We start from the raw sequence: 19512 nt of genomic DNA on the forward strand, positions 1-19512 counted from the left end.
TTTGTATTTCTTTGTACCTTCTACTTACCGATGCAAAAGTTAGCAAAGATATTCCCCAGTAATTCATCATTTGAAACTTGACCTGTAATCAGCCCGAATTGATATAAAGCTTCACGAATATCAAGCGCCATAAGATCGCTTGAAAGACCAGATTCTAATCCGAATTTTACTTTTTGAATCTCATCTAACGCTTTTAATAACGAATCATAATGCCTTGTATTAGTAACAATTGTTTCGTTATTTCGAAGCGCGCCTGTATTTACAAAAGAAAGTAATTCATTCTTTAAATCCTCTACCCCAATTTTTTCTTTAGCTGAAATTAAAAGAAGTTTTGCATTTAGATTTTCAAGTTTAGTTGTAATGTTTTGAACTTCTTCTTCAGATAAAATATCTTTTTTATTAACTACAATAAGCAAAGGTTTTAATGGATATTTATTCTTGATTTGTTCAATTTCTGAAACAAAATCAGAACTTGAAGTTTGGAATTTTAATCCATCAAACAAATAAATTACCACCTGAGCCTGCTCTATTTTCTCGAAAGTTTTTTTGATTCCGATGCTTTCTACAACATCTTTTGTATCGCGTATTCCAGCAGTATCAATAAATCTAAATCCGATACCGCCAATTACCAATTCATCTTCAATTGTGTCACGAGTTGTTCCTGCAATGTCCGAAACAATCGCTCTTTCTTCATTCAGTAAAGCATTCAATAAAGTCGATTTTCCAACATTCGGCTCGCCGACAATAGCAACTGGAATTCCGTTTTTAATTACGTTCCCAACTGCAAATGAATCAATTAAGCGTTTTAAAACAAATTCAATTCGGTTTAATAGTTCATGAAACTGTGTTCTATCAGCAAACTCCACATCTTCTTCAGCGAAGTCTAATTCTAATTCAATTAAGGAAGCAAAATTCAAAAGTTCTTCACGAAGTTTTGCAATTTCATTACTAAATCCCCCGCGCATTTGCTGCATGGCAATTTGGTGAGAAGCTTCATTATCAGAAGAAATTAAATCGGCAACTGCTTCTGCTTGTGACAAATCTAGTTTTCCGTTTAAAAAAGCACGAAGTGTAAACTCCCCTGCATCGGCCATTCTACAGCCATTTCGAAGTAATAACTGAATAATCTGCTGTTGAATATAAGTTGAGCCGTGACAAGAAATCTCAATTGTATCTTCTCCTGTATAGGAATTCGGACCTTTAAATACCGAAACTAAAACTTCATCTAGCGTTTTACTTCCGTCTACAATATGTCCTAAATGCAGTGTATGTGTTTTTTGTTTGGTTAAATCTTTATTTTTAATTGATTTAAAAACTGAATTACCTATCGTAATAGCCTCAGCTCCCGAAATTCGAATTATGGCGATAGCCCCAGCTCCAGAAGGTGTAGCCAAAGCAACTATAGAATCTTGATTTATCATGCTGCAAAGGTATAAAAAAAGGCAGAATGTATCTTAATTTCTAATTCAGCCTCAAATCACCAAATTAAGAATTATTAACAAATCATTAAGTGTTAAAATACTGATAATTATCAGGTTGTTTTACTGCTAGAATGAGTAAATTTGAGAGATAAACCATAATCCTAATAAAATGAAAAAGATACTATTCCCTACCGATTTCTCTGATGCTGCAACAAATGCATTTGTCCATGCTTTAGAATTTGCTAAAATTGTAAAAGCCGAATTAATCTTGCTTCATACATTTGAGATTCCAGTTTACGACAGCCAATTTTTTCCAGAGAATTACGCTTCTATATATAGTTCGATCGAGTTAGCCAAATTTGAAATGTTCAAAGATGAAATTCCAAAATTAAGAGCTATCGCTGCCGAACGTAAATTAGATGATATTGTGATCAGACACCGTTTAATGGACGGCGATCTTATATACAACCTTAAAAATGCGGTTAAAGAAGACAACGTAGATTTTGTAATAATGGGAACAAACAGCGTTTCTGATTGGACTAAATTCTTTACTGGATCTAATACCGAATCAGTAATTTCGGGAGTTGAGGTTCCTGTATTGTGCGTTCCAGTTGAGGCAAAATTCAAGAAAATAAAAACTATTGGTTTTACCACTCGCTACCGTGAAAAAGATAAAAAAGAACTTAAAAAAATCTTGAAAATAGCGAAGAAAACAGATGCTAAAGTGAAAAGTTTATATGTAAAAACTTCCAATTCAGACGTGGCAGATACAACTATAAAAGAATGGGAAAACGAATTTGCCAATGACAATGTTGAATTTTTAGTATTGCCAAGTGATGAGGTTAAAGAAACAATTATAGATTTTATTCTTTACAAAGACATTGATATCTTAACCACTATCACACATAAAAGATCTTTCTTTGAAAGTCTTTTCGATTCAAGTTTTAGTAAAAAAATATCAAAAGAAGTACCAATTCCTGTATTAGTTATGCACGAAGATTAATTCTAATATCTGATGATTTTGTCACTTAAAAGCTATATTTGTATTTCAGTAAATTATTCTAATGAAAGCATATCAGGACAAAGTTAGCACGTATTCAGAACTATATAATAAAACCAACAAAAAATATAACAGCATAAGCCTTTTGAGGTTATTGAGTATTTTTCTTTTATTGTTTTTTATGTTTTACTACATCAAAACAAACGAAATACTTTATGTGATTTTAGCTGTTCTGTCTTTTGCTGGTTTTATCATTTTAATGAGAATACATTCTCGTTTGTCTTTTCAAAAACTATTCGCAGAAACACTGCTTAAAATCAATCAAAACGAAATTTCTTTTTTACAAAGAGAAAAAACACCTTTTGAAAATGGTGCTGAATTTATCGATTTTCATCATCCGTATGCGTATGATTTAGATATTTTTGGAGAACATTCTTTGTTTCAAAATCTAAACAGAACGGCATCATATATCGGAAAAAAAACACTTGCCGATCTATTACTGCATACTCTTCCTGAAACTGCAATTTTACAAAACCAAGAAGCTGTTAACGAACTAAAAAACAAAGTAGACTGGAGACAAGAGTTTCAGGCTTTAGCAATTATTAGTGAAGATTCTAAAGCATCTTTTGAAGCTATAAAACATTGGATTTCTTTTAAAAATAATACTTTACCTAAAGTTTTAGTTGCGCTTTCCATTATTCTTCCAACATTATTCTTTGGAGTTTTAGCAGCCTATTTTATCACTTCAAAAACTATTTTACTTTCATACCTGACTTACATTTTTATTGCCAATTTAATTGTTTTAGGAAGGTCATTAAAAAGGATTCAGGGAGAAATAGCAAAGGCAGATAATATTGATAAAATCATCAAACAGTATAGTTTATTGTTGGAAAAAATCGAAAAAGAATCTTTTCAATCTAAAAAATTAATCCACTTACAAGAACAGCTAGTTTATAAAAATGCCAAAGCAAGCCAGCATTTGAAACAGCTTTCAGAACTATTTTCAAGAATGGATACGATCAGTAATTTTGTTACTGCGATTCTTTTTAACGGAACATTCTTGTTCAACCTTCACGTTTTAAGATCACTTTTAAATTGGAAAGAAAATTACGCTTCTGAAATCGATAATTGGATTTCTATAATTGGCGAAATGGAAGCTTTAAACAGTCTTGCTAATTTAGCTTACAACAACTCTGATTTTGTTTTCCCTGAAATTAATTCTGAATATAAAATTGAATTTAAAAATCTAAGTCATCCGTTATTAAATCCTGCTACACGAATTGGAAATGACACTAATTTTCATCCGCTTTCTTTCGTGATTTTGACTGGTTCTAATATGTCGGGAAAGAGTACCTTTTTAAGAAGCTTAGGGATTAATATGGTGCTTGGCGGAATAGGTTCAGTTGTTTGTGCTTCAGAAGCTAAAATACATCCACTTCCAGTATTAGTTTCAATGCGATTATCTGATTCTTTATCAGACAGCGAATCTTACTTTTTTGCTGAAATTAAACGTTTAAAACAGATCATGGATGCTCTTGAAAATCAGCCAGCTTTTGTTCTATTAGATGAGATTTTAAGAGGAACAAATTCGGATGACAAAAGAAACGGAACAATTGAAGTCGTAAAGAAAATAATTTCTAAAAAAGCCGTTGGCGCAATCGCTACACATGACATTGAAGTCTGCTTAACAACAAACGAATATCCTGAAATTTTAACCAATCAATGCTTTGAAGTCGAAATCCAAAATAACGAACTGCATTTCGATTATAAACTTAGAAACGGTATCTGTAAAAATAAAAGCGCTACTTTTTTAATGCAGAAGATGGGGGTTATTTAATTGTGAATGGTGAATTGTTAATGGTGAATTATTATGGTTGATGCTTAATAGTTGATGGTAATAGTTAATGCTTGATGATGAATTAAGAATTATTCTTTATATAAAGCTCATTCACAACTCACAACTCACAATTCACAATTCACATTTCACAATTAAAAATTAAAAATTAATTTTCCTCATACATTTCCATCCACAAACGGGTTTCTTCTAAATCAAGTTCTTTTTCAATTTTGCGAAAAATCTCTTCGTTTACTAATCCTTTTTTGTGCATACTTTCGAGTTTATTACGTTCAACGTTCAAAAGATCAATCTGAACTTTGGTAAACTCATTAAAAATTTGTCCACCCAATACTTTTCCATTTCCGAAAAAATTAGCCGGAAGTTCTGTCTTTTGGAGTCGGTTAAATTTTACTTCATACTTGCTTTTAATGTTATGGAGTAATTCATCGTCTAGTAAAGAAAAATTATCTTCGATATGTGCGATTGTCTCAGAAACTATTTTATTTCGGATTTCATATTCTTCTGCCAAAATAGAATAACGCTCGATTTTTAGTTTTTTAATTAGCCAAGGAAGTGTAAGCCCTTGAATAACCAAAGTGGATAGTATTACGCAAAAAACCAAGTAAATAATCAAATTACGAAGCGGGAATGCTTCTGTTTTATTCAACATTAAGGGAAGTGCCAAAGCAGCTGCCATGGAAACTACACCACGCATTCCAGACCATCCGAAAATGATCATATTTCGATAATCAAATTTTTCTTTTTCGCGGATCTTTTTACTTATTATTCTCGGAAGAATCGCAGCTGGAATAACCCATAAAAAACGAACCAAAATAACCACAATGCTGATAACAGCTCCCCAGATAAACAACGAATTTCCAGAGTAATTACTGATGCCTGCGATAATCTGCCTTAACTGAAGTCCGATTAAAATAAAAATCAAACCGTTTAGAATATTGTTTAGAACATCCCAAATTGTATTTGTCATAATTCGGCTTTCATGAGAAAATATGGTTCCCGATCTCGCAGCCAAAAAAAGACCTGTTGTTACGACAGCCAAAACTCCCGAACCTTCAAAATGTTCTGCAAGTAGATAAGAAGCAAATGGTGTTAATAATGTGAGCGTTACTTCGATAATATCATCACAAACAAATCTCTTATGAATATAATACATGATATAACCAACAGCTAAACCTATGGCTATGCCTAAAACCGACATTAAAACAAAATTTAATCCCGCCTGCCATAAAATAAAATTTCCTGCTGTAATCGCAGTAAGAGCATATTTGTATGCTACAAGACCACTTGCATCGTTTACTAAACTTTCTCCCTCTAGAATGGCAATTAATCGTGGATTTAGTCCTAATCCTTTTGTAATAGCAGTTGCAGAAACCGCATCGGGAGGCGAAACAATAGCACCAAGTAAAAAGGCTAACGGCCAAGACATATCATTAATAAGCCAATGCGCAAAAACAGCAACTAATCCTGTAGTAAAAAACACCAAACCAACGGCGGCAAAAGTTATCGGACGTATGGATTGCTTAAAGTCTGACCAGCTGGTATGCCACGCGGCATGATACAAAAGAGGTGGAAGAAATACGATAAATACTATTTCTGGACTTAAAGCAATTACAGGAAGTCCTGGAACAACACTAATGACAACACCGCACAAAACCAAAACAATTGGAATCGGGAAATTATATCTTTTACTAACAAGGCTAAGAAAAGCTACGCCAAAGAGTAACATTATAATTACTGTGATATTTTCCATTATTTACTGCGGGTATTTATTTGTTTGGGATTATAATTTCTGGCACTAAATTAATATATTATGATAATTAAATTAAAATAACACTAAAAAAGAATCGCCAATTTCTTGACTTACATTAAACTCAGGAAATTTGAGTTGTTGAAGTTTATGGTTTAGTTTTTTTTTAAACACATAGAGACCTAGTATTTTGATTTGTTTGTAAAGAATTAAAAAAGAACGGTTTTACACATAGCCTGCTAGGTTTATTAATACAAAGTAAAATGCCTTTTTTAGCGTTCTAAATCTAGCAGAGATGTCTCCTCTGTCGACATGACAAACAGTACAGAAATAAAAAATCTATTAAATCTGCCCAAATCTTTGAAAATCTGCGTGAAACTATCAGCAAACAATAAAAAAGCCGAATCTTATTTTAGATTCGGCTTTGTTTTTTTATGATTCGCAACTGCTGCAGGAAACAAGACTTGTTACTAATTCTTTAGAAACACTCTGGCTTCTTTGGTAGTATAAACTTTTAACTCCTTGCTGCCAAGCTTCGATCATTAAACGGTTCACATCTTTAATTGCTAATTCTGCTGGAATATTAAGATTTAAACTTTGTCCCTGATCCACAAATTTCTGGCGGATTCCTGCCTGCTGTACAATTTCTAACTGACTGATTTCTTTAAATGTTTTAAAGACATCTTTTTCCTGCTGAGTCAACTGTTCCATATGCTGAACACTTCCGCCATTCAGCATAATTCCTCTCCAAACTTCTTCATTATCTAAACCTTTTTCTTCCAACAGTTTTTTAAGGTATTTATTTTTACGCATAAAATTACCTTTACTCAATCCTGCTTTATAATAGTTACTGCTAAAAGGCTCAATTCCTGGCGAAGTTTGTCCTAAAATTGCAGAAGAAGATGTTGTTGGTGCAATTGCCATTGTGGTTGTATTACGTCTTCCGTAACCTTTTAACAATTCCGGCTCTCCGTAAATTCTAGCTAATTCTTGACTTGCTTTATCTGCTTTATCGCTAATATGTTTAAAAATCTCTGTAGTTTTCATTTTAGCTTCCATTCCTTCAAACGGAATCATATTTTTCTGTAAATAAGAATGCCATCCTAAAACGCCTAAACCTAATGCACGGTGTCTTTTAGCAAATTTATTAGCTGCAGAAAGATAATAGTTCCCTTCAGTTTTTTCGATGAATTCCTGTAAAACAGCATCTAAGAAAAATATTGCCAGTTTTACCGCTTCAGTATCTTTCCATTCTTCATACAACTCTAAATTCATTGAAGATAAACAGCAGATAAATGATTCATCATGAGTTGATGGAAGCATAATCTCACTGCACAAGTTACTGGCATTGATTCTTAAGTTTTGATCTTTATAAACTTGTGGTTTGTTTTTATTTACGTTGTCACTAAAGAAAATATAAGGCAAACCTTTTTGCTGACGGCTTTCTAAAACTTTCGCCCAAATTTGTCTTTTATCAGCATCACCATCAATCATTTCCTGCATCCAATAATCTGGAACACAGATTCCTGTAAACAAATTCTGAATTGGGTTTCCAATACTTTTAATTTTCAGAAACTCCTCGATATCCGGGTGGTCAATATCTAAATAAGCTGCAAATGCGCCACGACGAACTCCGCCTTGCGAAATTGTATCCATTGCAGTATCAAAAAGTTTCATAAAGCTTACCGCTCCACTACTCTTTCCGTTATCTGTTACGGCACTTCCACGCTCGCGTAATTCACCAAAATAACCAGAAGTCCCGCCTCCGATTTTAGTCTGCATAATTACCTCGCCCAATTTATGGGTGATTCCTTCAATTTTATCTGGAACGTGTACATTAAAACAAGAAATTGGCAAACCTCTTTCTGTTCCCATATTTGCCCACACAGGCGAACTAATACTCATCCAGCCTCTTTCGATCATTTCAACAAAAGATTCTTTTAATTCTGGTTTGTAAAGTCTCTTAGCGGCAGCGGTACAAATTCGATCGATTGCACCTTCAACCGTTTCACCTTTTAAAAGGTATCCGCGATTTAAAATTTGCTCACTTTCAGAGTTCTTCCACCACATTTTACTATCGTTCTGTGATTCAAAATTATTTACTGGGTTTGTGTCTATCGTATTCATAAGTATTCTGGGCTTGTATTAGAAAAGATCTTTTGCGGTAATGCTTTTATCATGTTTCGTATATTCAACAGGACGTTTGGCAAAGAAATCGTCTAAACTGTTTGCAAAAACTTCTTCTTCAAACCAAGTCATTTTTGAATATTCGTCTGGAGAAACATTAAAGATCGTTTCAATATTTATTTGTTTTAAACTTTCATCAATTCTAAATTTCATGAAGTTCACTAAGTCTTCTTTATTTATAGTTTCGATCGCTCCGTCTTCAAAAATCCAATCTAAAATATCGGCTTCAACAGTTATAGATTCTTTAACTGTTTCTCTAATTAATTCTAATGTTTCAGCATCGAAATATTCAGGAAATTCTTCACGGATTTTATTAATAATATAAATTCCACCATTCGCATGAATTTGTTCGTCGATAGAAGTCCAAGCAATAATGTTGCTCACATTTTTCATATAGCCTTTGAATCTTGTGAACGACAATAATATTGCAAACTGACTGAACAAAGAAACATTTTCGATTAAAATACTGAATAAAATCAGCGAAACCATGTATTTTCTGTTGTCCTGAGATTTGGTATCCTTTAATACATTAGAAAGATAATCTACACGTCTGCGTACTACGGGAACATCTAAAAGTTTTTCGAATTCATCATTGTAACCTAAAACTTCTAACAAACGAGAATATGCTTCAGAATGTCTGAATTCACATTCTGCAAAAGTAGTTCCCAATCCGTTGAATTCTGGTTTTGGAAAATGCTCGTATATATTTCCCCAAAAGCTTTTTACAGCTACCTCAATTTGTGCAATAGCCAATAAACTATTTTTAATTGCGGTTTTTTCAGCCAGATTTAAATGAGCATGAAAATCTTGTGTGTCGGCAGTAAAATCTACTTCGGTGTGCACCCAGTAAGCTTTATTAATTGCTTCAGTAAATTGGAGAACCTCAGGATATTCAAAAGGTTTATAATTGATTCTTTTATCGAAAATTGACATATATATAGAATTTTAAGTGACTATTTTGAAATAAAAAATCGAGCGCTCTTTTGCAGGTGGTATCGGCGTGATTTTCTATAATTACAAATTTAGCCCACAGTTATCCTTTTGTCCAGTTTTAGATGTTAAAAATCTCTCCAATTATCAACAGTTTGAAAACTTTAAAAATTGGAGTTTCTGCAAATTTTATCAACAGGAAAATAATGTCTTGTAATTCTCAATGAACTAACTGTTTCCCTAAAATTAATAGTAAGTTATCAACATCTTAAAGTGATATTTTTTGAGGTACAGAGCTAAGCAGTTATCAACAGTTGATTTGGAAAAAGATTAATTTTAAAATCAATTTCAAAATAAAAAAACGCTAGTTATTAATAATTATTCTAAATAATATTGTGTTACTAAAAAACATAACATTTTTTATAACAGATAATTAGACTAAAAAACACTTTTAAAATTGATGTGAAGTATATTCAAAAAAGGACAACAATTGCTTTTAACAGGAAAGATTGGTAAAAACATTATTCAAGGTAAATAAATTCAAAAAATATATAGTTTTTATCTAAGAAATTACTCTGATCTTAATAGTTTCAAATATCAATTGTCTAAAGGATATTGTTTGAATATAAAAATTAAAATCAGCTTAAGACATTTTTAAAATTCCGAAATACTAGATTAAAAATCCGTTTTAACAACAAATTTGTATTGATTTAAAAATATTAATCTTTACATTTGCTTTATTTTTATTTATTCTAAATAGAGTAAAATACATATCTGAAAATAAATTTAATCTTGAATAATTCTATAACCATAAATTATCAAAACATGAAAAAGAATCTTTTCGCTTCTTTTGCATTTGCTGTTACGCTTTTTGTAAGTGCTCAGCAAAAAAATACACTTTTAGAACAATCTTTTTGGAAAACCTCTCCAGATATCGAAACTGTTAAGGCTGAAATAGCAAAAGGAAATAATCCTTCAGAGGCAAATGCCAATGCTTTTGATGTTACAACGCTGGCAATTAATAATGATGCGCCTGTTGCAACTATTAAATTTTTAATTGAACAGCCAGGAAATTCGGTTACGAAATTAACGCACGATAATCGTATTTATTTGCATTGGGCGGCTTATAGAGGAAATACAGAATTAGTAGAATATCTTATTAATAAAGGTTCTGATGTAAATTTTGAAGACAGTCACGGAACTACTCCTGCAGATTTCGCAGCATCAAACGGGCAGTCGAGTCCTGCGATGTACGATGCATTTTTTAAGGCTGGAGTAAATCCGACAAAAAAATATGCAAATGGAGCAAACCTTTTACTTCTGGCAATTGCGTCAGATAAAGATTTAAAAGCTGCAGAATATTTTGCAACTAAAGGAATGTCTCTTAAAGATGTTGATAATGATGGAAATACTGCTTTTACATACGCTGCAAGATCTGGAAATATTCCACTTTTGAAAAAACTTTTAGAAAAAGGAATTAAACCAACAGAAACTGCACTTTTGATTGCTGCACAGGGAAGCAGAAGAGAAACTAATACAATAGAAACGTACAAATATTTGGTTGAAGAAGTAAAAATAAAAGCAACTGCACAAAATAAAGCAGGACAAAATGTATTGCATATTTTAGCTGGAAAACCCAATCAAACTGAAATTATTAAATACTTTTTAGCTAAAGGTGTTGATGTTAATAAAGCTGATAAAGAAGGAAATACTCCAATTATGGCTGCAGCATCTGCAAGAGAAGCTGCTGCTTTAGAACTTTTTCTTCCTAATGCAAAAAATATCAACGCTCAAAACGTAAAAGGAGAATCTGCTTTGACATATGCCGTAAGATCTGGAACTCCAGAAGCTGTAAGTCTGCTTTTAGCGAAAGGTGCAGAGATTAATGTAAAAGACAAAGACGGCAATAATTTAGGAGTTTATTTAGTACAGTCTTATCGTCCTGCGGGAAAAGATAAAGATGCTCCTAAACAAGATCCTTTTGATGCAAAAGCAAAATTACTTCAGGATAAAGGATTAAATTTGGCGGCAGCACAAAAAGACGGAAACACTCTATATCATTTAGCAATCACTAAAAATGATGTTTCTCTCCTTAAAAAAATTACTGATTTAAAAGTAGATGTAAACGTTAAAAACAAAGATGGTTTAACTGCACTGCACAGAGCGGCTATGACTTCTAAAGATGATTCGATTTTAAAATATCTTGTTTCTGTTGGAGCCAAAAAAGACATCAATACAGAATTTGACGAGACAGCTTACGCTTTGGCAAAAGAAAATGATCTGCTTACAAAAAACAATATTTCGGTTGAATTCTTAAAGTAAATAGTTTTAAACCTCAAAAATAAAATTCCAAATTACAATTTAAAAAAATATGAAATCTATATTTAAAATTGCTCTTACAAGCGCATTTGTTTTTTTACTTTCTCTTCAATCTAATGCGCAGTCAAGCAAATACAAATGCATGCTGCAGATGAATAATTATATGGGAGAAGGTGCATATATTGTAGTTTCACTCGTTAATGGAAACGGCGAATACGAAAAAACGCTTTACGTAATGGGCGATGATAAAAAATGGTATAAATCATTAAAGGAATGGAACAAATTCCATACTCAAAAAAATGATGATATCAGCGCAAAAACAGGCGCTTCTGTTACTGGTGGAGATCGCAGTGTAACAACAATAGAAATTGAAAATTCTAAAATTAACAAAGGCTACAAATTACGTTTTGAAACAGCTGTTGAAGACCAAAAGTATTATGTAAGCGATCTTGAAATTCCGCTTACAACAGAAGGTTTGGCTACTAAAACAGATGGAAAAGGCTATATTAAATACGTAAGGTTAAGCAAAATTTAATATTCAGCATATTATTTTTTAACCTCTATAAGCATGAATTCTATTTTTTTCTGCTTAAAATTGAAATCTGAGCTTTGTCAAAGTTTTTAACTTTGACAAAGCTTTAAACATTTATTACTTTTAATACATTCAATGACTCTTTCTTTCTGGCGTTACGCACACTTGGCCCTGGCCTTATTTTCTTCTATATTTTTGTTTTTAGCCACGGTAACCGGAATTATTCTGGCGGTCGATGCAGTGCAGGAAAAAACTCTTCCGTACAAAACTGAAAATTTTAATGAAATAACTTTAGGAGAAACTCTTCCTATTCTAAAAAAAGCGTACCCAGAAATTACAGAATTAAGTGTCGATTACAATCAGTTTGTAACGCTTCAGGCAATTGATCAAGACGGAAATGATGTTAATGCTTATGTTGATCCCAAAACTGGAAAAGTTTTAGGAACTCCTGTCAAAAAAAGCGAATTTATTCAATGGATTACAAGCTTTCATCGTTCTTTGTTTCTTCACGAAGCAGGACGTTTTTTTGTGGGCATAATTTCTTTTTGTTTATTACTAATTTCGCTTTCAGGTTTTGTGCTTGTTTTAAAGAGACAGCGCGGTATTCGTAATTTCTTTTCCAAAGTAATTAAAGAATATTTTGCTCAGTATTATCATGTTGTTTTGGGGCGATTGGCTTTAATTCCAATTCTAATTATTGCATTAACAGGAACCTATTTATCGTTGGAACGATTTAATTTTTTTATGGGTGAAGAAAAAGCGAAACCTGTAAAATCTGAACTTTCAGAAAAAGACAAAACGACTTCTATATTTAAAACTACTTTACTTTCTGATGTAAAAAAAATTGAGTTTCCTTTTACAGATGATCCTGAAGAATATTATATCATTGAATTAAAAGATCGCGAGATCGAAGTTAATCAGGTTTCTGGTGCTGTTATTTCAGAAAAACTTTCGCCGGTAACCAAACAATTTGCTGCTTTGAGCCTTGATCTTCATACAGGTAGAATTAACGGAGTCTGGGCTGTAATCTTAGCAATAGCTTGCATCAATATTTTATTCTTTATTTATTCTGGTTTTGCGATTACTTTAAAAAGAAGATCAAGCCGAATTAAAAACAAATTCACAGCTCACGAAAGTACTTTTATTCTTTTAGTTGGTTCTGAAAATGGAAGTTCTTTTCGATTTGCAAATGCGATTCTAAAACAATTAATTGATCAAGGTTACAAGGCTTATATTACTGAATTAAACCGTTTTTCGGCATATCCAAAGGCAGAACATATAATTGTCTTTACTTCTACTCATGGTTTAGGTGATGCGCCTTCTAACGCAAAAAAATTCAAAGCTGTATTAGAAAAGCAAAATCAGGATCAGAAAATTAATTTTTCTGTCGTTGGTTTTGGCTCTAAAGCGTACCCAGATTTCTGTCAGTTTGCGATTGAAATCGATCAGCTTTTAGCCAATCAAAATTGGGCAGATCGTTATTTAGATTTACAAACCGTTAACGACAAATCGGCTGTTGAATTTGTAAACTGGATAAAATTATGGAGTGCTAAAACGGGAATTCCTTTGGCGACAACTCCTTCATTATACAATCACGTACCGAAAGGACTGCAGAAATTAATGGTTTTAGATAAGACGCCGATTTCTGATACCGAACATACTTTTATACTAACATTACGCGCTAATTCTAGGGCTAAATTTGTTTCTGGTGATTTACTGGCAATTTACCCTGCAAATGATTCTAGAGAACGCCTCTACTCTATTGGAAATCATTCTGGAAATATACAATTGGTTGTAAAACTGCATGAGAACGGATTAGGTTCTGGCTTTTTAAATAATTTGGAACCTGGAAATACGATAAAAGCTAGAATTCTTAAAAACCCTACTTTTCACCTTCCAAAAAAAGCACCAAAAGTGGCTCTCATCTCTAACGGAACTGGAATTGCTCCTTTCCTGGGAATGATTGAACAGAATAAAGCTAAGAAGGAAATACATTTGTACAGCGGTTTTAGAATGGTAACTCCAACGCTTTTGGCTTATAAAAAGTTTGCAAAAGTGATGATTCAAAAACAACATCTGGATCGTTTTCACGTAGCATTATCTCGTGAAGGAGCTAATATTTATGTGATGGATCTAATCCAAAAAGATGCTTCTTTTTTCATGAATTTATTGAAAGAAGGCGGTGTAATCATGATCTGCGGTTCGCTTGCGATGCAGAAAGATGTTGAAGCTGTTTTGAATGGATTGTGTCTGGAAAATGGAATTAAAAGTCTTTCTGAATACAAAGAAAATGGTCAATTATTAACGGATTGCTATTAGGATTAGATTTTAGATTGTAGATTGTAGATTTTAGATTTTAGATTTTAGATTTTGGATTTTGGATTTTAGATTTTGGATTTTAGATTTTGGATTTTGGATTTTGGATTTTGGACTGTAGTCCCGAAGCCTCGGGATAGATTATAGACTTTAGATCGCAATTATAAATGAATCCCAGAGGGATGACATATTTATAGATTACATTTGGTTCACACAAAGTTAAAGCTCCAGCGGAGCGACATATATAAACTACATATCGCTCTGGCGAAGCTTTAATTTGAAACGTCTAAATTATAACTATAAATATTTCGCTCCGGGGGAGCTCTAAAAAATGATTTTTTATGCAAAAATCAATTATAAATAAACTTTTAATTCTTTTCGTAACGGTTCAATGCTTTACAGGCTATTCGCAAGTATTACGAAAAAGAACAACGCTCTTAATGGGTGGCCGTTTTGATATTAGTATTGTCGATAAAGACTCGCTTTCGGCTGAACAAAATATCGATATTGTGATTGCTGAAATTACTAGAATAGAAAACCTAATTTCGGACTGGAAAGCAGATTCTCAAATTTCACAAGTGAATCAGAATGCGGGAATTCAACCTATAAAAGTAGATCGAGAAGTTTTTGAACTTGCCCAAAGAGCTGTTAAACTTTCTGAAATAACAAATGGCGGATTTGACGTCAGCTTTGCTGCAATGGACAGAATCTGGAAATTTGACGGTTCGATGACGGAAATGCCTTCGGCGGAAGCCATAAAAAAATCGGTTGAAAAAGTGGGTTACAAGAATATTATTTTGGACAGCACAGAATCGACTATTTTTTTGAAATTAAAAGGCATGAAAATCGGATTTGGTGCTCTCGGCGAAGGTTACGCCACTGATAAATGCCGTGCCATGATGATTGAAAAAGGCATTAAAGCCGGAATTATCAATGGTTCGGGCGATATGAGCACCTGGGGAAAACAACCCAACGGAAAGGACTGGAAAATCGGTATTACGAATCCGTTTAAACCTGAAAAAATTTTAGCTGGTGTTCCTTTAAAAGAAGGCGCTGTCACTACTTCTGGCAGTTATGAAAAGTTTGTTGTTTTTAATGGAAAACGCTACTCCCATATTATAAATCCTGCAACTGGGTATCCCGCAATTGGTTTGTGCAGTGTAACTGTCTTTGGTCCAAACGCCGAAACGGCAAACGGATTAAGTACTTCAATGATGGTTTTAGGTCTAAAAGAAGGCTTACTGCTGCTCCAAAAATTCCCAGAATACAGCTGCGTAATAATTACTGATAAAGGAAAAGTGGTTAAGTCTAAAAATTTCTCTTATAAATTGTAAGTTGTTGGTGGTTAATGGTTAATGGTTGATGGTTGAGGTCATGGGAAGCAGATTTTGTCGAGATGATTACTTTGTCTGTTCGCTATCGCTTGAGTCTTCGGTGAAATGATAAAGGGTATGAAATAATGATAACTCATTATTTAAATTGAACATTCCGCTTACTGTAAATAGAAGCGGAATGTTTTTTTGATTAGAATTTTGAAGCAAACTCTTTTGCAAAATCTTCTAGTTTGATTTTTCCTTGAACTTTTCCATCAGTGTTTAGAAAATCTGCTGCAATGGTTTCGTTGCGAAGTCCGCTTCCCATTTCGGTATATAAACCAGCCATTTCTTCTGGAACTCCAGCTTGAGTCATTCCGCCTAAATATTGTTCATCAGTAAATTCAACCCAAGGAAGTTCTGGTTTTCCAATTGCTGTGCCGAATGTTTTTGCAATTTCTGAAGGCGTGCAAACATCACTAATAATATATCGCACATTTTTTCCTTCTGGTAATTTTTGTAATTCTTCTGCAGCAGCCCATGCAATATCTTCTGGATGCACTAACGGAATACGATTTCCTGCTGGAATATTTGCTCCCATAATCTCTGCCCTTTTTATCATCGGAATATCGTTGAAGAAGTTAATGTAGAAATATCCAGCTCTCAAAAATGTAATTGAAGTATTTAGTTTCTCATAAATCTTCTCAATATTATACAAACCCGCAATTGGTCCGTTTCCTGTTGGTAAATCAGCTCCAATACTGCTTAGCATTACTACTCTTTTAATGTTGGCATTCTGAATCGCTTTCGCGAAAGCGGTACCAGCATCTGTAGTGTTTTGAATAATATTTACACCGCCCATATTTGGAGGCGTCATAGCGAAAAGGGCATCTGCACCTTTAAAAGTTTCTGAAAGAAAATCGACATCACTAACCGATCCTATTACTGCTTTCGCACCAAGATCTTCAATCGCTGCTTTTCGATCTGCATTGCTGCTGATAACTGTTACATCGTGTCCTGATTTTACTAATTGAGCCGTTAAAGGCTTTCCGATATTTCCTAACGAACCTGAAATTATAATTTTCATCTTTAAAGTTTTTTTATTTAACAAGACAAAGGTATCTTTGCACTTACTTTTATACAAGTACTTACCCTAAAGTATGTATCATGACAGCAATTAAAGAATCGTCAACTATTCAGGAAAACAAGCAGTATGCGTTGGAACAATGCCCTGTAACTTTTGTTATGGAAAAAATTGGAGGCTACTGGAAACCCATTATTTTATATCATTTATCGACTGGAGATAAACGTTACAGCGAATTGAAAAGAGCAATTCCGGCTGTAACAGAGAAGATGCTTATTCAGCATTTAAAACAATTAGAAGCAGATGGTTTGGTGATTCGCGAAGCAAAACCTGTCGTTCCTCCTTTTGTGACTTATAAATTAAGTGATGCTGGAAAGGGATTATTACCCGTTATTGATGCAATGGCAGCGTGGGCTTTTAAAGTAAAAGACGGCATCTATAGCGTTTAATAGACACCGCCTTTTCAAACAACAAAAAACTAATTAACTTATTTTTAATCGCTTTGTTTAATTCTGTTTGATAAAATACAAAGCTTCTTTGTAATTGGCAATTTCTGTTAAGGCATTATAAATATATTTTGAAACCAAAGCTCCCCCATCAGAATTAATGAGGTCGATATCATCTTCTGGTGTGTGATACTGCGGATGTCCGCCGGTATGAAAACCAACAGCAGCAATAGATTCTTTATAAAAAGAAACATGATCGGAACCGCCAACATCTCCTGCGTGAATAACCGGATTTAATCCTGTGTTTTCCTGCAGTTTTTGCATCAGTTCGACTCCATTTGGGAAAGTTCCAGCACCGCCCATATAAAGCTCTTTTTTCTCATTCAATCTTCCAACCATATCCATATTGAGCATTACTTTTACGGATTCTTTTGGAACTGGCAGATGGGTTACGAAGTATTTAGAACCTAATAATCCTTCTTCTTCTCCGCTGAACGAAATAAAAATGATGCTTCTTTTGGGTTTGCTTTTTTGTTTTGAAATTTCTTCTAAAATGCAAAGCAGCGCCGAGACACCAGAAGCATTATCATCTGCACCATTATGAATAGCAAAAGCTTCTTTCTTTTTACTTCCAGAACCTGGCCCGCCCCAGCCCCAATGATCATAATGTGCTCCTATTACAATATATTCATTTTTTAAAACCGGATCAGATCCTTGGATAAAACCCAAAACATTTTGAGTTGCAGCACTATCTGATTTCATCTTATTGATGCCTTCTTTTACAAAAACTTTAAAAGGCTGATAATAAGAATTATTGAATTCTTGTAAACCATATTTTTTAAAATACTTTTGAATATAAGCTGCTGCTTTATTATTTCCTTTTGTACCCGGAAAACGGCCTTCCAATTTATCTGATGATAGATATTTATCATGTTTATAAAAGGTTTTGGAAATTTGTGCATTCACGAAAGTGCAGCAAAAAAATACGGTCGTAAAAAAAAGTTTTAATTTCATAATTGTTTTTCTATAGAATGGAACGCGGATAAAACGGATTTGCTTTGCAAAAACGCGGATAAACGCAGATTATAAAAAATAATCAAATAAAATCGTAAAATCAGCGTCTTTACGAAGTAAATGAATGTTATCCGCGTACCATCATTAAAAGATTATAAATCAAAAGAGGTATGTTTAATGTATTTTCGATCATAAGTATACAGTACGTGTACTTTCTTGTCGCTGGTTTGAATTATTGCTGGGTAGCTGAACTCTCCTTTTTCCTGATTTTCCAAATCAAATAACTTTCTCCAGTTCAAACCATCTGTCGAATATTCAACGTCTAAAATATTGCGTCCGTTAAACCAGTCTTTTCCCTGCGGGAGCGGATTATTCACTAATAAAAAAAGATTATTATTTACAGTTAAAGCATCTATTCCCGAATTTGAATTGACCACATTAATTGTATTGGTTCTTATCCAGCTTTTTCCGTTATCTCCAGACCAGCTTGCAACTACTCTATTGTGCTTGCTGCGGGACAACATCTCAATATCACTTTCACTATGCACTAAAAATGTAGGCTGAATGACATTTAATTGTTTATTGTTTTCAACTTCAATTTTTTTCCAAGAATCGTCAGCTTCTGTGTACGTTTCTACATGAATTCTCCATTCGTCTTTATCAACGCTTTCTGTACTGCTGCCACAGAGAATTACGCCCGGCGTAGTTTCGATTGGTTTGTTTCGAATTGGTCCGTAAAATCCTGCTGGAAGATATTTTGGCTGTCCCCAAGTCGTTCCATTATCTTTTGAAACTATCATAGCGCCAAACCATTCTCTGGGATTTTTTCCGACTTTGTAAAACAAATACAAATTCTGACTTTTGCTTTTAAACAATACCGGATTCCAACAGGGAAGCGTATCTCCGTTTTTGATTAATGGCTGAATAAGTTCTTTTGGCGTTGACCATTTTTTATCTTTATAATCAGAAATATAAATTCCGACATCTTTTGCACCTTCGTATTTACCGCCAAACCAAGCTGCCATAATCTCATTTGGTTTATATTCAACCAATGTCGATGCGTGACTGTTGGCTGTAACAGGCGGATCTGCAATATAACTGCTTTCAATATTCACAGCTTTAATTTGCGCTTTTACTGAATTGGAAAAAACAATTACCATCAATAATGCAGCTGTAGTATATCTCTTTTTTAAAATCATTTTCTTTTTTTTTGTTTTTGCTTTTTTTTAGATGAAAGAAGCAAGAAGCAAGATTTTGAATTTACTTTTCAATATGAAAAATGTCTCTTTGATATAGCTTTAAATCCTACATCTCACATCTTTCATTTTACATCCCACATCTTACA

General features: G+C 33.4%; 14 protein-coding genes. 7 read left to right on the forward strand and 7 right to left on the reverse strand.

The annotated features are described in order from the left end of the window. Positions 1–20: 20 nt before the first annotated feature. Positions 21–1421 (reverse strand): tRNA uridine-5-carboxymethylaminomethyl(34) synthesis GTPase MnmE, encoded by a 1401-nt coding sequence (gene mnmE / locus QE431_RS12035; protein WP_134142142.1) that lies wholly within the window; start codon positions 1419–1421, stop codon positions 21–23. A gap of 169 nt (positions 1422–1590) precedes the next feature. On the opposite strand from mnmE, the gene QE431_RS12040 reads away from it, so the two are divergent. Beyond that, positions 1591–2424 carry a universal stress protein gene (locus QE431_RS12040; protein ID WP_057116038.1) on the forward strand — a complete coding sequence of 278 codons (834 nt, stop codon included), beginning with the start codon at positions 1591–1593 and terminating at the stop codon, positions 2422–2424. A gap of 61 nt (positions 2425–2485) precedes the next feature. Beyond that, on the forward strand, positions 2486–4258 hold the full coding sequence (locus QE431_RS12045) for a DNA mismatch repair protein (protein ID WP_307296132.1): 1773 nt from the start codon (positions 2486–2488) through the stop codon (positions 4256–4258). Between the two features lie 166 nt (positions 4259–4424). Here QE431_RS12045 and QE431_RS12050 read toward each other — a convergent pair whose 3' ends face one another. The 3 genes from QE431_RS12050 to QE431_RS12060 all read right to left on the reverse strand — a co-directional run bounded on the left by QE431_RS12050 (position 4425) and on the right by QE431_RS12060 (position 9146). Then, entirely contained in the window at positions 4425–6029 is a 1605-nt protein-coding gene (locus QE431_RS12050; RefSeq protein ID WP_057116040.1) for a Na+/H+ antiporter, read from the reverse strand. Between the two features lie 429 nt (positions 6030–6458). Beyond that, positions 6459–8153, reverse strand: coding sequence for a ribonucleoside-diphosphate reductase subunit alpha (locus QE431_RS12055; protein WP_134142138.1), 1695 nt, complete (start codon positions 8151–8153; stop codon positions 6459–6461). 18 nt (positions 8154–8171) lie between these two features. Next, positions 8172–9146: a ribonucleotide-diphosphate reductase subunit beta gene (locus tag QE431_RS12060; RefSeq protein ID WP_307296136.1), complete on the reverse strand. Its 975-nt coding sequence runs from the start codon at positions 9144–9146 to the stop codon at positions 8172–8174. Between the two features lie 822 nt (positions 9147–9968). Here QE431_RS12060 and QE431_RS12065 point away from each other — a divergent pair. The 4 genes from QE431_RS12065 to QE431_RS12080 all read left to right on the forward strand — a co-directional run bounded on the left by QE431_RS12065 (position 9969) and on the right by QE431_RS12080 (position 15644). After that, positions 9969–11465: an ankyrin repeat domain-containing protein gene (locus tag QE431_RS12065; protein WP_307296139.1), complete on the forward strand. Its 1497-nt coding sequence runs from the start codon at positions 9969–9971 to the stop codon at positions 11463–11465. A gap of 49 nt (positions 11466–11514) precedes the next feature. Continuing rightward, on the forward strand, positions 11515–11997 hold the full coding sequence (locus tag QE431_RS12070; RefSeq protein WP_307296141.1) for a DUF2271 domain-containing protein: 483 nt from the start codon (positions 11515–11517) through the stop codon (positions 11995–11997). Positions 11998–12129: 132 nt separating this feature from the next. Continuing rightward, positions 12130–14313, forward strand: a complete 2184-nt coding sequence (locus QE431_RS12075; protein ID WP_307296142.1) for a PepSY domain-containing protein — start codon at positions 12130–12132, stop codon at positions 14311–14313. 338 nt (positions 14314–14651) lie between these two features. Further along, the gene (locus QE431_RS12080; protein ID WP_307296144.1) at positions 14652–15644 is read left to right on the forward strand and encodes an FAD:protein FMN transferase; all 993 of its coding nucleotides are present in this window, start codon (positions 14652–14654) and stop codon (positions 15642–15644) included. Between the two features lie 190 nt (positions 15645–15834). On the opposite strand, the gene QE431_RS12085 is transcribed toward QE431_RS12080, so the two are convergent. Continuing rightward, the gene (locus QE431_RS12085) at positions 15835–16710 is read right to left on the reverse strand and encodes an NAD(P)H-binding protein (protein WP_307296146.1); all 876 of its coding nucleotides are present in this window, start codon (positions 16708–16710) and stop codon (positions 15835–15837) included. A gap of 80 nt (positions 16711–16790) precedes the next feature. Between QE431_RS12085 and QE431_RS12090 the strand changes: the two genes are divergently transcribed. Continuing rightward, positions 16791–17156, forward strand: coding sequence for a helix-turn-helix domain-containing protein (locus tag QE431_RS12090; RefSeq protein WP_057116048.1), 366 nt, complete (start codon positions 16791–16793; stop codon positions 17154–17156). Positions 17157–17213: 57 nt separating this feature from the next. Here the strand turns inward: QE431_RS12090 and QE431_RS12095 are convergent, their stop codons facing one another. Then, a complete protein-coding gene (locus tag QE431_RS12095; protein WP_307296153.1) occupies positions 17214–18167 on the reverse strand; it encodes a M20/M25/M40 family metallo-hydrolase in 954 nt (317 codons plus the stop codon). A 152-nt stretch (positions 18168–18319) separates the two neighbouring features. Continuing rightward, a complete protein-coding gene (locus QE431_RS12100; protein ID WP_307296155.1) occupies positions 18320–19366 on the reverse strand; it encodes an exo-alpha-sialidase in 1047 nt (348 codons plus the stop codon). Between the last annotated feature and the right edge of the window lie 146 nt (positions 19367–19512).

This window comes from Flavobacterium sp. SORGH_AS_0622, from assembly GCF_030818825.1.
Taxonomy (GTDB): Bacteria; Bacteroidota; Bacteroidia; order Flavobacteriales; family Flavobacteriaceae; genus Flavobacterium.